The 16611-nt window shown below is 66.6% G+C and carries 11 protein-coding genes; 7 read left to right on the top strand and 4 right to left on the bottom strand.

Annotated features, from left to right (window positions below; genetic code table 11):
• Window positions 1–167 precede the first annotated feature (167 nt).
• The gene (locus CR103_RS12735) at window positions 168–1235 is read right to left on the bottom strand and encodes a M29 family metallopeptidase (protein ID WP_099916355.1); all 1068 of its coding nucleotides are present in this window, start codon (window positions 1233–1235) and stop codon (window positions 168–170) included.
• Window positions 1236–1286: 51 nt separating this feature from the next.
• On the opposite strand from CR103_RS12735, the gene CR103_RS22700 reads away from it, so the two are divergent.
• From CR103_RS22700 to CR103_RS12710, 6 genes are all read left to right on the top strand, one after another.
• On the top strand, window positions 1287–1433 hold the full coding sequence (locus tag CR103_RS22700; protein ID WP_180279373.1) for a hypothetical protein: 147 nt from the start codon (window positions 1287–1289) through the stop codon (window positions 1431–1433).
• Between the two features lie 234 nt (window positions 1434–1667).
• On the top strand, window positions 1668–3173 hold the full coding sequence (locus CR103_RS12730) for a hypothetical protein (protein WP_099916354.1): 1506 nt from the start codon (window positions 1668–1670) through the stop codon (window positions 3171–3173).
• The gene (locus CR103_RS12725; RefSeq protein WP_229443040.1) at window positions 3170–4684 is read left to right on the top strand and encodes a hypothetical protein; all 1515 of its coding nucleotides are present in this window, start codon (window positions 3170–3172) and stop codon (window positions 4682–4684) included. Before CR103_RS12730 ends, CR103_RS12725 begins: the two co-directional genes overlap by 4 nt.
• A gap of 54 nt (window positions 4685–4738) precedes the next feature.
• The gene (locus CR103_RS12720; protein ID WP_099916370.1) at window positions 4739–5194 is read left to right on the top strand and encodes a hypothetical protein; all 456 of its coding nucleotides are present in this window, start codon (window positions 4739–4741) and stop codon (window positions 5192–5194) included.
• A 23-nt stretch (window positions 5195–5217) separates the two neighbouring features.
• Complete coding sequence (locus CR103_RS12715) at window positions 5218–8868, top strand: tubulin-like doman-containing protein (protein ID WP_099916353.1); 3651 nt, start codon at window positions 5218–5220, stop codon at window positions 8866–8868.
• Between the two features lie 38 nt (window positions 8869–8906).
• Window positions 8907–9719 (top strand): hypothetical protein, encoded by an 813-nt coding sequence (locus tag CR103_RS12710; protein ID WP_143752593.1) that lies wholly within the window; start codon window positions 8907–8909, stop codon window positions 9717–9719.
• Between the two features lie 40 nt (window positions 9720–9759).
• Here the strand turns inward: CR103_RS12710 and CR103_RS12705 are convergent, their stop codons facing one another.
• Window positions 9760–12009, bottom strand: a complete 2250-nt coding sequence (locus CR103_RS12705) for a molybdopterin-dependent oxidoreductase (RefSeq protein ID WP_229443039.1) — start codon at window positions 12007–12009, stop codon at window positions 9760–9762.
• A 146-nt stretch (window positions 12010–12155) separates the two neighbouring features.
• On the opposite strand from CR103_RS12705, the gene CR103_RS12700 reads away from it, so the two are divergent.
• Window positions 12156–12488, top strand: coding sequence for a hypothetical protein (locus CR103_RS12700; protein ID WP_229443038.1), 333 nt, complete (start codon window positions 12156–12158; stop codon window positions 12486–12488).
• 55 nt (window positions 12489–12543) lie between these two features.
• Here the strand turns inward: CR103_RS12700 and CR103_RS12695 are convergent, their stop codons facing one another.
• Both CR103_RS12695 and CR103_RS12690 read right to left on the bottom strand, forming a co-directional pair.
• Window positions 12544–14664 carry a tetratricopeptide repeat-containing diguanylate cyclase gene (locus CR103_RS12695; protein WP_099916368.1) on the bottom strand — a complete coding sequence of 707 codons (2121 nt, stop codon included), beginning with the start codon at window positions 14662–14664 and terminating at the stop codon, window positions 12544–12546.
• 163 nt (window positions 14665–14827) lie between these two features.
• Window positions 14828–16600, bottom strand: a complete 1773-nt coding sequence (locus CR103_RS12690) for an ABC transporter ATP-binding protein (RefSeq protein ID WP_099916350.1) — start codon at window positions 16598–16600, stop codon at window positions 14828–14830.
• Window positions 16601–16611 lie beyond the last annotated feature (11 nt).

The raw sequence follows: 16611 nt of genomic DNA, 5'->3' as shown, positions 1-16611 counted from the left end.
GGGTAATAATGTCTTTGCCAACCCCTTAGGGGAATTGGATTCCAAGCCCGCTAGGTAGCGGGCTTTTTTTCGTCGGGGGGCACCACGGCAGGTTGCTCGATCAAGCGCTGCGGCGGAAAAATCCGGCCGTGCTGGATCCAGTTTCCGCCTGACCCCGCTGGTAGCGTCTATACCAGCCAGGCACCGTCCCGGTACACCAGGTCGGCATCGAGATAAACGGCTTCGGTGACGGCGAAGACGTCGACGTGGTAGCGCGCTTCCTTGCGCTTGAAGCCGGGTTTCGGGTAAACGCCGTGCTTGGCGCCGAGCGACAGGTGGATGCCGCACATGCGCTCGTACGTGCCGATGTCGTCGACCCGCCGCTCGCGTGTAAACGCGCGGTTCATGCCGAAGCCCAGTTCGCGCACCCAGACGTCGCCTTCGTCGGCGCGGATGATGGCGAGCAGGCGTTCGAATTCGGGTGTCGCGTTCTCAGCACCGACGACGCGCCCGCGTTCGATCACCAGCGTGATCGGCGTGGCGGGGCGGTTCACCAAATACGAGGTGTCGCCGAACACGTGGATCCGCACGCGGCCGTTCACCGCTTCCAGGTTGTGCGCTTCGGTGAACACTTCGCCGATCGGGAACTGGCCGCCGATGTTGTTCATGCCGCTGTAGTCGCCGATATTGAGTTTGGCCGGCTCGAGCCTGCAGGCGTAGACCAGGGTTTCGCCGCCGCTGTCGACTGCTGCCGAGGCACAGGCGTCGATGCGCGCCTTGAGCGCCTGGCCAACACCGCGGTAGTAGGCCGGATCGTAGGCGAGCGATTCGATGTAATGCGCGCCCTGGGCGCCGGGCATGCGCGACAGGTGGACGTGTTCGATCACTTTAAGCCCCAATTTGAACAGTTCGACCCGGATGCGGAACGCTTCGAGCCGAAAGCTGGTCGACTGGACCAGCACCACCAGGTCGGCGCTGGCCATGCGTCGAAAAGCCGCCAGCACCTCGCCTGGCGCGACGCTGTCGAAGTCGATGAAGGTGGCGCCAGGCAGGTTGCGCCGGTAGCCTTCGGCCAGCGCGCGCGCAAGGGGGCAGCGCAGGTCGGCCACCACCAGCGCGGCGTGGGCGGGAGAGTGTTCGACCACCAGCGCGAGCACGTCGCGCAGGTGGGCCGTGGCGGTGTCGACGGCGTGGGCGGACAGGTCGTCCGAAGCGTTTTCCAGGGCGGATGCGGCGGTGTCGGCAATTAAAGTCATGGGAGGCAAAGGCGGCGAAGGAAGCTGCGATTATACGGAGATGGCGGCCCCTTGCGCTGCATCAAGGCGCTGGGCGCGCTGATGGTGCTAGAACAAATGCTGATGGGGCCGGCGGCGCAGGCGAAAGCCGAGTCCCGGTCCCTGACGCTCACCAGGAGTGATGGCGACTGGAAGATCTGCATGGTGCGGCTGGTCTAAGACGCTGTTTTCCCGATAAATCCTGTTTCCCCTGACGCCGCGTAATCCGGGGCGTTCCCATTCGTGTACGGCCAGTCCCCCGCGCCCTGGCAGCGCGCCAGGCGGTACCCGGCAATCAAACTTCCCCTGCCAGCCAGTTGCGCTATGATTTGAACGGCAAAAGCGGCCCCCTCCGTAGCAAACTCGGGGGGTGTTCAATATGCACGTTTAACATGAATACATCGGCTGGAAAAAATGGCATATCGGTGGGAAACGCCAGCAAGCGTCTGGCTGGAAGACGAAAGCAGCGGTCAGTTCGAACTGGCGGCAAGCGAAGGCTTGTCGCGCATCGACTGGCAGGGGCGCGCCCGCGCCCGCGTGGCCGACGTCGCCCACCTGCTCGGCGCGTCACTGCCGGCCTCCTGCGGCTGCGCGCCGATCTACCCGGAAGGATTCGCCTTTTGCCCCGCTTGCGGGCGCGCGCTCACGAAGCTGGCTGGCCAGCTGAAGCCGCAGCCCCGGACGCAGCCCGATTGGTGGGGGCCGTGGTCAGACCAGGCTTTGCCGCGCCACGTTCCGCAAGGCTTACCGGTGACGTCGCTGGCGCTGGGCGATGCGCTGGAACGGCGGCCGGCCGCACCAAGCGTCGGCCGCAGCGAGGTCGCCATGCCGGCGCCGCCCAACGCGCTGTGCGTGTTCGCTGCCGGCAGTTACGGCTTCGCCGCGCAGCGCCTGCTGGCGCTGGCCTACACCCGCAACGTGCTGCAGTACTGGGATCCGCTGGCGGCAATATGGCACGTGATGACGCTCGACGAGCACAGCGCCGACCTGACGTTTACGGGCGCTGCCTACGGCTGGCTGCCGGTGACCAATCCGCGCCGTGGCGAGGTGGCGCTGGTCCCGACCGACAAGGGCCTGTGCCGGCTGTGGATCGACCCCGTCAGCGAAACCTGCCGCGCCGAACCGGTGTTCGCCGCCGCAGTCGCCAGCGCGCCGGGCGCGGTGGGGCGCCACGTCGCCTGCCTGTTTATCGGTTCCGCCGCCAGCTCTTCCGGCACGCGGCTGTGGAGCGCGCTGGCCGACGGCTCGCAGGTCGAATTGTACGATTGCGGCGATGCGCCGGCGGCTGGCTGGACGCGCCCGGTCAGCTACGACGGCCGCATCCTGTGGCTGCACCAGTTCGGCCAGCTGATATGGCAGCCGGGCGCGCCGCCGCAATGGCTCGCCTGGCCGCGTGGCTTCGCGCCGCGCCTGGAACTGGGCGGCCCGACCCAGAGCCGCGACGGCCGGCTGTGGCACATCGGCCATGCCGGCCAGGCGTATTCGTTCGTCGAATTGGGTAAAGAAAATCCGCAGCTGCAGCCGATCAGCGGCGCGCGCCTGGGCTTTGGCAACTTCCTGTTCCGCCGCGGCCATGCGGTCGTCAACGAGCCGTGGGATGTCGAGAACGTCGAGGACCTGCACGAAGACGACGACCTGGTGCTGCCGCTGCTGCGCGGCTTCAACAGCAACCGCGCCCAGCCCAGCGGCCTGGTGCTGCGCTTCCACCGCTACACCGGCCGCGCCGAAGAAGCGCTGGCGGGCCGCACCATCGCGCGCACCACGGTGGAATGGATCGGCCGGCGCAACGTGATTTTGAGCGAAGTGGTGCGGCTGGCGCGCCCGCTCGAGTGCATGCCGTTCGTGTACGACGACTGCCTGTGGCTGCACCATCCCGACTGGAACCAGGTGCGCGGCTGGCGTTTGGCAGAGCTGCCGTGAAAGCATTGACGGCACCGGCTGCACGATTCGCAGCGCATGCGGCATTGGCCGCGCTGCTGTGCGCGGGTGCGCCGGCCTTCGCGGCCTCGCACGTTTTTCTGGTGCAAAATTCCGGCTGGATGGAGCCCTTCTATACCGATCCCGCCTCGCAGTATAAGCCGTTGGTGACGGAGCTGGTGATGGCGGCCACGCAGCCGGGCGACCTGATGGTGCTGGCCTCGTTCAACCAGGGCCTGCCCGGCGCGCCGTCGCCGAAAGCGATGCTGTCGCTGAAGGTGAACGCCGACCCGGTGTCGGTGCGCACCCAGGTCGGCAGCGCGCTGGCCGGTTTGCAGACGGCGAACAAGCCCGCCAGCGCCGCGCTGGCCGATACCGACCTGGGCGAAGCGGTGAATGCGGCGATTCACCAGGCGCTGGCCGGCAAACCGGGCCTGGTATGGCTGTTCACGAACAACCGCAACAGCCCGAACAACGACCAGGCCACCGCGCAGCGCAACCGCGAATTCTATGCGCTGATCCATCAGGGCGGCACCATCAGCCGCGCGCTGGCGTTTCCCCTCAAAATGCCGGTGCAGGGCGCGCATTACCGCGCCAACGGCCTGATGGTGTACGTGTTTGCGGTTGGCGACGGCGGCGCGCGCGAACTCGACCGGCTGCTGGCCTCCGGCCGCGTCCAGCGCGTGATCACCGAGCCGCCGGCGCGCCTGAAACCGCTCGACCGCGACACCGTGCGGCTGGTGCCGCGCCGGGTCGACGCTGCGCCCGGCGTGTCGTTCTCGATGGGGCCGGGCGGCATGCTGCGCGCCGACGTCGAGCAAAGCGCCCGCACGCCGGCCGCGAAGATCGGCTGGAACCTCGAGAACACGATGTACCCGTACACCATCGTCAGCGCGCGCATCGAGGCGCGCTCGAACCTGGCGGGGCAAAACCTGCCGATCGCCCTGGCCAGCGACACCATCAAGGCGCTGGCGCCCGGTCAAAGCGTACCGCTGCAGTCAAGGATGCAGCTGCCGGTGGCGCAGCTGCCCGGCAAATGGTCGGCCAAGGCGATCGGCTCGGCCGGCTCGGCTTACGTGCTGCCGGGCCGGATCGAGTTGCAGCTGCTTGAGCAGCGGCTCGAACTGTCGCAGGCCTTCCGCCAGCGTATGGCGGCGCTGTTCCCGGGCGACCCGCTGCCGGAGATTTTCACGCCGCCGGCGCGCATCTACGGTTCGACCGCGCTGCTGCCGATCGAGGTCAGGGTGCACTACGGTATCGGCCCGTTGGTGACGCTGATCGGCGTCGGCCTGGCAGCGGCGGCGGCGCTGGGCGGCGCCGTGCTGGCGTATGGCCGCCCGCGCCGTGCCTGGCTGACGGTCGAGGACGAGCTGCGCACCGTGCACACCCGCGCCGGCCTCACCCAAGCGATTTTCGACAAGGGCGGCAACAAGGTCGCCCAGCTCAAGACGACGATGTTCGGCCACCGGCTGATCGACCTGCGCGAAGGCGCGCAAGTCCGGCTGGGCCGTTGATGTACCCTGCAATTTTTGTTGATGTTTATTGCCGAACCAAGGAAACCGGACCACATGCAAAACGACCAGGCCGCCCCCCCAGCCTCCGCTCCCGCCGCCGATCCCGGCTTCAAGCTGCCCGGCCAGTCTGGCTCTCCCGCCGACGCCCTGTCCAAGCGCGGCGCCGTGGCAACCGGCACGCCGATCGAAGTGGCGCCGGCGGCCGCCCCGGTGGCGACCGACACGTCGACGCGCGAGCTGGCGATCGGCGGCGCGGTGTTCGTGATCCTGCTGGTGATCTATTTTTTCGTTCGCAACGCCTACGTTCATCACTTGGTGGTGCGGCGGGTGGCGCCGTCGTCGGCCGGCAGCGCCGGCTGGCTGCTGTTCGTCGGCCTGTGTTTCCTCAGCGCGGCGGCGGTGCTGGCGATCATCAACGCCAGCAAATTCCTCACTTTCGCGGTCACCGGCCCGCTGGTGGCCGTCGGCCTGGTCGCGCTGGTCGCAACGCTGTTCATCGGCCGCCGCTGATCCATCCAATCTGAAAGAACGACATGGCAGAATTTTCGAACATCGCAAGCGTGGAAAAAAAGGTGGAATTAAAAGTCGATCTGCGGCCAACCCTGTTCATCGGCGCCGGTGGCACCGGCATGGAAGTGATGATGCGGATCCGCCGGCGCATCATGTCGGAGGTATGGAACCGGCACAACCCGACCCGGGTCGAATCGATCGCCGAGTTCCCGGTGGCGCGCTTTCTCCACTTCGACCTCGACAACCATGCCATCATCGACGAGGGCAAGTCGCTGCGCACCGACCCGTGGTACGAGCTGGTCAAGCTGACGGACGAGGAACGCCTGGTCGAGCCGTTCGACCTGGCGCAGTATCACGAGTCCGACGACAGCCTGTCGCGTTTCCCGTTGATCGAAAAATGGATGCCGTTGCGGCCGAAAAAACTGCGCTCGCTCGGCATCGACCCGTCCAAGGGCGCCGGCCAGATCCGCGCGCTGGCGCGGCTCTACCTGTTCGATAAATATCCGAAACTGCGCGGCCGCATCAAGGGCGCGCTCAATTTCTTGAGCAGCAATGCCGGCAACGAACGCAAGGAAACCTACCAGCGCCTCGGCCTGCAGGTCGACACCTCCAAGTTCCGCATCGTCGTCATCGCCTCGTGCGCGGGCGGCACTGGTGCCGGCAGCGCGATCGACCTCGGCTGGATCTCGAAGGCGATCGCGCGCCAGGAAGTGTCGGACAACCAGGTCGACCTGGTGATGTTCATGCCGTCCGGCTTCGCCAAGGCCAACAAGGAACGCACCGAGGCGAATGCCTACGCCACGCTGATGGAGCTGGAAACCACCATGCGCGACATGAGCGCGCAAATTCGCTGGATGGATCCGGACAGCGTCGTCGGCAAGGGCGCGCCGTTCGACGACGTCTATTTCGTCGACACCGCCAATCTGGCCAACAAGGCGACCCAGGACATCAAGGACGTCTACCAGATGGTGGCCGACACGCTGTTCGAGGATTTCGCCTCGGCCGACTTTGCCAACCGCAAGCGCTCGATCGCGGTCAACCAGCAGCAGCACAAGCTCGGACCGTTCAACCCGCGGGTACCGGAGCAGCGTTTCGGCGACATGCGGCTGTCGTACTCGAAAGTGTATTCGGCGTTCGGCCAGGCGGTGCTCGACACCCAGCAAAGCCTGCGCGACGACATCCGGGCGTACGAATTGTCGGCGCTGATGGTGAAGGCGTTTTTCGGCCTTGCCGGCGCCGACGGCGGCATCAACGGGATCACCGCGCGCCGGGCCGGCGACCAGGAGCGCGACATCTTCATGCGCGAGCACATGGCGATGCGCGAGCGGGCGTTCGACGAATTTCCCGATTTTAAAAAAGGCACGGCCGACGTCACGCCGTTCCAGGAATACGCGCTGACCGACCAGCTGCTGATGGACAAGGACCAGCGTTCGCTGCTCGAACGCGTCGAGAGCCGGGTGCAGCTCGAGATCGACCGCATCATGGGCGCCTACGACCTGAAAATATGGCGCGAAAAAGTGGCCGAGCTGCTGCCGCAACTCGAGCGCGACGTCATCCGCGAAGCCGGCGCCACCGCCGAAACGAGCGAAGACCGCATCAAGCGCCACACGGCCGAACTGACCGCGCGCTTGAGGGGCCGGTCGCGCGACCAGCTTTACGCGCTGCTGGACGACCGCAAGCAGGGCGGACTCGAATTCGTGCTGTCGCTGCTCGAACAGGTCAAGGCGCGCCTGCTTCAGCGCGACCTCGGCAACGCCGAGCGCAACGGCAAGCGCTACCGCGACATTCGCGATGCGCTGCGCACGCGCCAAGTCGAGGAGTCGCTGGGCAACCTGTCGCAGGCCGCCAATAAATTGTTCGGCAAGGATGCGCAGGCGCGCGAAGTGATGGCCCACCTCAAGCGCGACATCGCCGATTACCTGCGCTTCCACCTGCTGGCGGTGGCCGCCGGCCAGGCAATCGAGGTGATGCGCGCGATGTCGGCCTGGCTGGGCGATCCGCAGTCGCCCGATGAACATGGCCAGCCGCTGTGGACAGGCATCGCCGGCGAGTTCCAGGAAGGGCGGCGCAGCGTGCAGGCGATGCTGGGCGCGGTCGACCAGCGCATCGGCCAGCTGCGCGCCGATGCCACGCACCAGCACGCCACGCTCGTCGTACTGGCCAGCGACGTGCTGGCCGAGCCGGTCAAGCTGTCGGGCGACGTCAGTGCGTGGAGCGAGGAAGTGCTGCTCGAATTCGGCGGTTCGGCGCGCCTGTTCCCGCAACTGGGCGACGACCGGCTGCGCGCCGCTCTGCTGCTGAAATTGTTCCGCCGGGCGCAAACCCAACTCAGCGTCGAACAGATCGGCGGATTTGCGCCTGCCGACCCGCTGCTCGAGCGCCTGGCGGCGATGTCGGTGCAGGAGCGCGGGCGTGTTTTCGGCGAATGGCTGAGGAGCGCCATGCCGTGGATTAATGCCCGCTTCTCGGCCGAGTTCACGCCGCGCGCCGACCAGTTCAAGTGCTTCATCGGCGTCGGCGACGCCAACGCCTGGCGCCGGATGGAAACCGAGATCCGCGCCGCGGTGCCGACCGGCTCCTTCCACGGCGAGCTGGTCAACATCGTCAACACCGGCGTCAACGGCCGCGCGGTGTGCTACATCGAACTGTCCGGCTACCCGATGACGGTGCTGCGCGGCTTGCCGACCTGGCGCACCTCGTACCAGATCGAAAACCCGAAGATCCCGACCCACCTGCATTTCGATTCGACCCGCTTTCGCCACCCGATCTCGCCGTCGATGGACGAACTCAATCGCCTGGCCGATGACTACGAATGGTTTTTGCAGGCGAATGCGCTCGGCGTCATCAAGCGCAAAGCCGACCTGGCCGACCGCGAGGCGTCGTTCCAGCCGCGCGGCCAGTACCTGTTCGAGGTTGAACCGGGCTCCGGCGAATGGCTGCAGATCGGTAACGAGTTCGCGATCCGCTCGAACGGCTTGCCGTCGTACTACCGCGACCAGGTGATCGCCGCGGTGCAGCAAAAATTGGCGGCGTCGGGGCCAAACCAGCTGCTGCTGCTGGCGGTGCTGATGCGCCATTACCAGCAGCGCGTGTACGAGCCGAAGCTCGAAGTGGACGAAACCGGCGCCCAGCTGCCGTCGCCTTCGCTGCCGAACATCACGGCGCGGCGGCTGTACGAGCAGTGGCTGCGGCGCGCCCGCAACATCGATCCGGCACTGCAGGAGCGGCGCATCGACGCTGCCATGACCAGCCTGGCGCAGTGGACCGAGCAGGTAGCCGATTCGGCCAGCGACGCCTATCCATGGGAGGTCGAGCGGGCCGTTGACAAGCGCGTGATCCGGCCGGAAGTGCTAGCCAGCGAACAGCGCGCGGCGCAGGCGGTCGACGCCGGCGTTGCCGGACCGGCCAATGCCGCCGCTGCGCCGCGCTACAAGCTGTTTATCGGCGGCGCCCAGCATGGCCCGTATTCGGCCGACGACATCGCCCAGCGCATCACGCGCGGCGAGGTCACGGCCGACACCCGGGTCTGGAACATGCAGTGGAATCGGCGACTGGACAAGTGGCAGCCGGCCGGCCATCTGGCGGAACTGGCGCCGCTGTTCGCGTTGTTCGCGCTGTTCGATGAGCCGATTCCGGACCCCGATCCCATCGACGACATCCCGGACCCGGAGTGAGGCGCGACGACGTGCACGATGCAGTAATTTACCGTTGTGTGAATGGTGCTTGTGCGAGGCCGCTGCCGCGCAGGGTCAACTATTGCCCGTTTTGCGGCGTCAGCCAGGGTACCGGCCTGCCGCGGCCGGCGGATGGGCCGGCGCCGGCGCCAGTTTCAGTCATCAAACCGGCGCCGCCACCGCCGCCGGTCCTGCCGCCCCCCCCGGTTGCGCCGGCGGTGGCAGCTGCAGCCGCTCCCGCTGAGGAAACGGCGGCGGTACGCCGGCCGCGCCGCGCCGCAACTCCCGCGCCCCCGCCGCAGCGGGGACCGGTGCGCCTGCGCTACTGGCTGCTGGCGCTGGGCTTGCTGTGGGTGATCTGGATCACGCAACGGCCGAACACCAAAAAAATCGAGGAGCGCATCGATTACGCGATCTCGCTGGCCAAATCGTGCAGGTCGGCGCAAGCCCAGGGCGAACTGATCGCGCTCAACGACCGCCGCGCGACACCGGCGCAGATGCAGCGCTTGCGCACGGCCTTGAGCGACGCCGATGCGGCGTGCGAGCGCAAGCGGACGCGCGCGAAGCCGGCCAGGCCGCCTGTCAGAGCGCCGTCGCCGTTACCGTTACCGATGCCGTCGCCGTCGCCGTCACAGTTTCAATCGGCGCGCAACCTGATCGCCGACGCACGGCGCGCGCTTGAGCTGGGCAATTACAAGGCGGCCTCAAGCAAGATGGAAGTGTGCGCCGCAATGGTCGATCCCGACAACTCCGAGTGCCGCGCCTTGAAGGCGAGGGCGGACCGTCTGCTGGGCGAGATGCAGCGCTGCGTGGCGGCCGGGCGCGACTGGATCAGCGAGCGCTGCCAGTAGCATGCGCCGTGGCGGCCGCGAGCGCCGCCAGACCAAGGCCCTACATCGGCGCCATCCGCACCGGCACTCCCGACAACACCGCATTGCCCGACAACGGGTCGCGCAGGTTTTCGTCGAGCAGCGCGTTCAGGTTGGCGCCGGGCCGTTCGACGGCGACGTTCAGGCGCACGCCGGCCAGGTCGTGGCCCCAGCCATGCGGCAGGCTGACCACCCCGGGCATCATCTCGGCGCTGACCTCGACCTGCGCTTCGATGCGGCGCGCGCCATTGGTGATGGCTGCCATGGCGCCGTCAACCAGGCCGAGCCGGCGCGCATCGACCGGGTGGACCAGTGCGGTGCAGCGGAAGGGGCCTTTCGCCAGCGCCGGCAGGTTGTGCATCCAGCTGTTGTTCGAGCGCAGCTGGCGCCGGCCGATGATCACCAGGTCGGGCGGAAGCGCCGCCAAGTCGGATCGCGCGCGCGCCAGGTCGTTCATCAACGCTGGCGGCGCCAGTTCGATTCTGCCCGATGGGGTGCGCAGCGCTTCCGGAATGCGGGCCGTCATCGGGCCGAGGTCGATGCCCGATGGCGCGGCCTTGACCGCGGCCAGGGTCAGGCCGCCCGGATTGCGGCCGAACTGGTCGCCGTACGGGCCGCTGCGCAATCCCAGGTCGAGCAGCCGATCGGCGCCGCGCAACGGCGCCAGCGCCGCCGTGATCGCAGTTACTTCGCTTGCCGCGTCGCCCAGCGATCGCCTCAGCTCTTCTTCCAGCGCGGCGTCGTCGAGGGCATCGACGTCGACCCGCGCGCCAAGTCCGCGGGCAATGGCGCCGATGCGCAGCAGGCTTTCCCACTCATCGGGCTGGCCGGGTGTGCGCGCCAGCACAGGGGGACTGTAACGCGCGTGGTTGCGCTGCGAGAACTGGGTGAAGCTGACGTCGTAATGGGCATCCTCCAGTGGCGACGGGCCCGGCAAAATCACGTCGGCGTGGCGCGACGTTTCGTTGAGATAGATATCGAGGCTGACCATGAAGTCAAGCCCTTTCATCGCGCGCGCCAGGCGCGGCCCGTTCGGCGCCGACAGCACCGGATTGGCCGCGATCGTGATCAGCGCCTTGATCTGGCCATCGCCGGGCGTTTCGATTTCCTCGGCCAGGCAGGTGAGCGGCAGTTCCCCCGACACTTCCGGCGCCTTCGACACTCTTGAAGCGTAGCGGCCGGTGACGATGCCGCGCCCAAAGCCGGGCGCGCCGCGCGTGTTGGCCGCGAACGCCGCCGCCTTCGGGAACATCGCGCCGCCTTCCTCGTCGAGGTGGCCGGTGAGCACGTTGATGACGTCGATCAGCCACGAGGCGAGGGTACCGAACTGCTGGGTGCAGGTGCCGATGCGCCCGTACACGGCGGCGCGTTGGGTAGCGGCCAGCTTGCGTGCGAGGCCGCGGATCACGGCCGCGTCGATTGCGCACCGCTCGGCCACCCGCTCGGGCGAAAAGTGCGCAAACGCCGGTTCGAGCTGCTCAAAGCCGGCAACGTGGCCGGCCAGGCGGCCAAGGCGCACCAACTGCTCGTCGAACAGCGCGTGCGCGATGCCGAGCAGGAAATACACGTCCGATCCGGGGCGGATAAAATGGTGCTCGTCGGCGACGTCGGCGGTCTCGGTGCGACGCGGATCGATGACGACGATCTTGCCACCGCGCGCGCGCAGCGCTTTTGCCTTACCGCGAAAATCCGGCACGGTCCACAGGCTGCCGTTCGAGACCATCGGATTGGCGCCGATGATGAGTAAAAAATCGCTGCGCTCGATATCCGGCACCGGCACCGACAGCCAGGTGCCGAACATCAGGCCGCAGGACAGCATCTTCGGTACCTGGTCGACGCTGGAGGCGGAATACAGGTTGCGCGTGCCGAGCGCGCGCGCCAGGCGCGGGAAATACAGTATCAGACTCATTTTGTGCGAGGTCGGATTGCCCAGCACGGTGGCCACCGCATTGGCGCCGCCGGCGGCGATCACGGGCGGCAGGCGCCGCTCGATCTCGGCCCAGGCCTCGTCCCAGCTGGCCTCGACGAAGCGGCCGTCGCGCTTGATGAGGGGCGTGCGCAGGCGGTCCGGGTCGTCGTGCAACTCCTTCAGACCGATCGCCTTGGGGCACAGGAAACCGTTCGAGAACACGTCGCGCCGGTCGCCGCGGATGCGCACCACGCGCGGTCGCTGGAGATTCACACCCGCACCGGGCTCGACATCGATCTCGAGCCCGCAGCAGGCTTCGCAGAAGGGGCAGATCCGGTACGCGCGGGTGGCTGGCTCGGTCATGGTATCGCTCTCGCAAAAAGGCATGGCGTGGAACTGCTGGGGAAATCGAACGATCGTGCTATTGTCGGGACTGCGACCCACACTGTCAACCGAAAATGCGGCGACGCGTGTATGCTTGACTGCAACTAAAAACCGAGGAAGAAATCATGAAAGCAACTTCAATCTTCAGCGCCTTGTTGGCTGTGGCGCTCGTCGCCGGCGCTGCCGGCTGCACCAAGCGCGATGAGGCGATGGGGCCGGTGCAAAAGGCCGGGCAGGCGGTCGACAACGCCGGCGACAAGGTGGCGCGCGACGTGCAAGAAAAGCTCGACCGCGCCAAACAGGCCGGCCAGCAAGTTGCCGATTCGGCCGAGGAAACCAGGAACAGGATCGAACAAGCGACGGCGGACGCCAGCAAGGGCCTGAACAAGGCGACCGAAGAAGTCGGCAAGAAGGTCGAACGCGCCGGCGAAAAAATTCAGGAAGCAACGAAAAAGTAAGCGCGTCGTTAGCGCCGCTACAAGCGCCGGGCCCGGCCCCCGCGCTTGAACTGCGTCAGGCGGTGGTGGCCAGTTCGGCCAAGTCGGCCGGGTTGGCGATATCGGCCACCTCGGCCGTGGCTGGCGCTTCGGGCAAGGTGCCGAGCACGACCGACAGGTCGACGAAGCCGTCGCGCCAGGCGCTTTCCAGGTCCTGCTCAATGCGCTCCATCGAGGTGCAATCGAAATTGTGGAAGCCGCGCACGCCGTAAGCGCGGTTGCGGCCATGGCCCTTGGCCATGTACAACGCCATGTCGACCAGGTTGACCGCGCGTTCCCACGGCAGCGGGTGCTCGCCCGGCGACAGCGGGAACTGCGCGAAGCCGATCGAGACGTCCACCGATATCTTGCTGCCGTGGTAGTCGATCGTGTTCGACGAGATCCCGGCCAGCAGGCGCCGCGCGACTTCTTCGACGCCGCTGCGCGGAATCGCCGGCAGGAAAGCGAGGAATTCTTCGCCGCCCCAGCGCACGATCATGTCGGTTTCGCGCAGTATCTCGCGCAGGTTTTCGGAGATCATCGTCAGCACCACGTCGCCCGCCGCATGGCCGTAGGTGTCGTTGACGTGCTTGAAATGGTCGACGTCGAGCAGGAACAGCGCGCCGACGATATCTTCGGTCGCGGCCAGTCCGCGTTGTTCGACGGCCACCCGGGTGCGCATGAATTCCTGGAAGTGGCGCCGGTTGTAAAGCGACGTCAACGGATCGCGCGAGCTTTGCTGTTTCAGTTCCAGGTTCTTGACCTTCAGCTGGGCATTGGCGCGCCGTACCTTGCGGTACAAGATGCCGACCATCACCGACGCCATCGCAAACACCACCGCCAGCAGCCACCACACGCGCTGCTGCAGGCGGCGGTTATCGATCTCGGCGGACTTGACCTGGTTCTCGCGGCTTAACAGCTCGATCTGGCGCTGCTTCTTGTCCGCCTCGTATTTCCCGGCAAGCTCGAATACCGCCTTCTGGCGCTGCGTTTCGTACAATTCGTTCGACAGCTTGCGCTCGCGGTGGTAAGCCTCGAGCGCGCCGGCCATGTCGCCGGCGCGCTCGAGCGCCAGCCCATACTCCATCATGACTGCCTGCAGTTCTGGCTTGTCGCCCATTTTTTCATACACCGCCAGCCCCGCTTCGAAGCTGCGCTTGCCGTCAAGCAGCCGGCCCATGCCCAGGTAGGCCTGGCCGATATTGATCCGCGCCGTCGCTTCGGTGCTGGCGGCGTGCAGCGGCAGCGCGGCCGCGATCGCCTGGTTGGCATAGATCAGCGTATTGCCGTAGTCGTGCTCCCTCAGGTAGTTGTCCGACAGGTTCACCAGCGTGGTGCCGATCATCGAGTCGGCGCCGATCTGGCGTTCCAGCGCCAGCCCTTCGAGCAAGGCCTTGAGTGCGCGCTTCGGCTGCTTGGTCTCGATCGCCAGGCCGTACTCGGTGGTTTTCAAGGAGGCGATGCGGCCCGGCGAATTGGTCAGCACGGCGGCCGGCAGAGCTTCTGCCAGCGCGTCGAATCCCCTGTCGTATTGCTTCATCGTGGTGTACAGCGATGCCAGCGCGTTGAGCGCCATCACCGTCTGGATCGGGTGCGCGTACTGGCGCGCCAGCGCGGCGGCGTCCTGCAGCCTGTTCAGCGCTTGCGGGAAGTTGCCCTCTTCGGCAAACGCATTGCCGGCGGTGATCGTCGCGCTGATCCGCAGCGCCATGTCGCCGGTGGTGTTGGCCAGCTTTTCGCCCTCCCACGCAAACTGGTGCGCCGCTTTCGCTTCCTGCATCGACGACAGCACGTAGCCCTTGGCCATCAGCCCCTTTGCCAACGCCACGTTATCGTGCTTCTGCTTGCCGAAGGCGATCAGCTCTTCGGCCAGCGCGAGTGCCTCCGGCCTGCGGCCAACCTTGTTCGTCGCCAGGCATAACTGGTTGATGAATTCGGCCTTGATGGCGGTGTCGGCGGCGCGCGCCTGCGGCGCGATCTTCTGCAGCATCGCCAGCGCCTTGTTCGGCACGAAACGGCCTGTCTCGCCGATGTCGGCCAGCCTTGAGTCGAGGCCCGGATGCGACTGGCCGGCGGCCAGCCCGGAGGCCAGCGACATCGGTACCAGCAGCGCAACGATGCGGCGGCGATGCGATTTGCAGTTCAAATCAGCCAACATCATATCCCTTGGAAATGGAAAACTGCGGCGGCCCCTTCGCGCGACGCTGCGTCGATTATATTCTTGTTGTAAAAAGGAAAAATAATATTTATAATAGTGTGAAAAAGACATCAGTTAATATAAGCACGTCGTCCTCGCGAATGCGAGGACGACGGCCTGCTTCCTACGCCGCCAGTTGCTGCAGCAGATACAGCCGTTGATACAGGCCGCCGTCGATCGCCATCAGCGCCTCGTGCGTACCGGCTTCGGCGATGCGCCCGTGATTGAGCACGACGATGCGGTCCGCATCGCGGATCGTCGAGAGCCGGTGCGCGATGGCGACGATGGTCACCTTGCCGCGCAATTCGTCCAGCGCCACCTGCACGACCTGCTCGGTCTGGCTGTCGATATTCGACGTCGCCTCGTCGAGCAACAGGATGCGCGGCTGCCCGGCCAGCGCGCGCGCGATGGCGATCAGCTGCTTCTGCCCGGTCGACAGGCGCGAGCCGCCTTCGCCAAGGGACGTCGCGTAGCCGTGTTCGAGGGCGACAATGAAATCGTGGGCATGCGCTGCGCGGGCCGCCGTTTCGATCTGCTGGCGCGACAAGCCGCGCCCCATGTCGATGTTATCAAGCGCCGATTGCGCCAGCAGGAACGGGTCTTGCGGCACCAGGCCGACGTCGGCGCGGAACTGGTCGTTGTCGATGCCGGCCAGCGGCTGGCCGTTGATGTCGATGCTGCCTTGCTGCGCACTGTAATAGCGCAGCATCAGCGACAATAAAGTCGACTTGCCGCTGCCGGTGTGGCCGACGATGCCGACGAAATCGCCCTGCGCGACGTCGAAGCTGAGCTGGTGCAGCACGTCCTGGCCTGCCACGTACGCAAAGCTGACGTCGCGGATACTGATTGCCGGGCCGTCGAACGCGGCGGCGTGCAAGGGCGCCGGTTTTCCCGCCGCGTGCTCGGGCGCGCCCGGTTCGTCCAGCAGCGCCGCCACCCGCGCGCTGGCCACCACCGCCTGCTGCAGCCCGCTGAACTGCATCGTGATCTGGATCAGCGGCTCGACCACCCGCGCGATGTAGCTGATGAACGCATACAACACGCCCACTTCCACCGCATTCATTTGGCGTTGACCGAAACTGAAGATGACCACCGCCAGCAGGAGCACGTTGAGCAGGTCGAGCGCGGGGCGCAGCAAAAAGGCGTTGGCGCGCAGTTCGGCCAGCCGCGCCTTGTAATGGGCTTGGTTGGTGCCGGCAAAGCGCTGCGCGAAACGGTCCTGGGCGTTATTCGACTGCAGCACGCTCATGCCGCCGATCGATTCGGCCATCTGGCCATTGATGTCGCTGCGCAGCGCGCGCGCGCGGGTCACCGCCGGCGCCGACATGCGCTGGTACAGCCAGACGATCAGCACCACCGCCGGCACCAGCGCCAGCACGATCAGCATCAGGCGCCAGTCGAGCCACGCCATCGCCGCCATCGTGCCGACCAGCACGATGCTGCTGTCGAGGATCACGAACAGCACCTGGATATACAGCGCCTTGACCGCTTCGGTGTCGTTGGTGACGCGGCTGACCAGCTGGCCGGTGATGGCCTGGTCGAAGAACGCCATCGGCAAGCGCAGCACGTGGCCGTACACCCATTCGCGCAGGCGCTGCACGGAGCGCATCGCCAGCCCCGACAGGCGCACCAGCTGCAGATAGCGCAGGCCGGACGCGATCCAGCCGCTCACCAGCATGCCGGCCAACAGGGCAGCCATGGCCGGCCAGTCGAGGTGGCGCGGCAGCAGGTGGCGGTCGATCAGCGCCTTGCCGAGGATCGGACCGAGCACTTCCAGGCCGGCGGCGATCACCAGCCAGAACACGGCCCAGCCGAGATGGCCGCGGTCGGGGTGCGCGGCGCGGCGCAGTAAGCCGGCCGCGCGCGCCGCCTGGGCGCGCATCGTTGCTGGATTCATTGCCAATTTCG

Origin of the sequence: Massilia psychrophila (assembly GCF_002760665.1) — a bacterium.
GTDB lineage: Bacteria > Pseudomonadota > Gammaproteobacteria > Burkholderiales > Burkholderiaceae_D > JAFCUW01.
The sequence above is the reverse complement of the archived record's forward strand: the minus strand, read 5'-3'. Positions and strand labels throughout refer to the sequence as shown.

Excerpts from the sequence above, each read along its gene's own strand:
- CR103_RS12735 (WP_099916355.1), bottom strand. The coding sequence starts at position 1,235 with ATGACTTTAATTGCCGACACCGCCGCATCCGCCCTGGAAAACGCTTCG.
- CR103_RS12730 (WP_099916354.1), top strand. The coding sequence starts at position 1,668 with ATGGCATATCGGTGGGAAACGCCAGCAAGCGTCTGGCTGGAAGACGAA.
- CR103_RS12720 (WP_099916370.1), top strand. The coding sequence starts at position 4,739 with ATGCAAAACGACCAGGCCGCCCCCCCAGCCTCCGCTCCCGCCGCCGAT.
- CR103_RS12715 (WP_099916353.1), top strand. The coding sequence starts at position 5,218 with ATGGCAGAATTTTCGAACATCGCAAGCGTGGAAAAAAAGGTGGAATTA.
- CR103_RS12705 (WP_229443039.1), bottom strand. The coding sequence starts at position 12,009 with ATGACCGAGCCAGCCACCCGCGCGTACCGGATCTGCCCCTTCTGCGAA.
- CR103_RS12700 (WP_229443038.1), top strand. The coding sequence starts at position 12,156 with ATGAAAGCAACTTCAATCTTCAGCGCCTTGTTGGCTGTGGCGCTCGTC.
- CR103_RS12695 (WP_099916368.1), bottom strand. The coding sequence starts at position 14,664 with ATGTTGGCTGATTTGAACTGCAAATCGCATCGCCGCCGCATCGTTGCG.
- CR103_RS12690 (WP_099916350.1), bottom strand. The coding sequence starts at position 16,600 with ATGAATCCAGCAACGATGCGCGCCCAGGCGGCGCGCGCGGCCGGCTTA.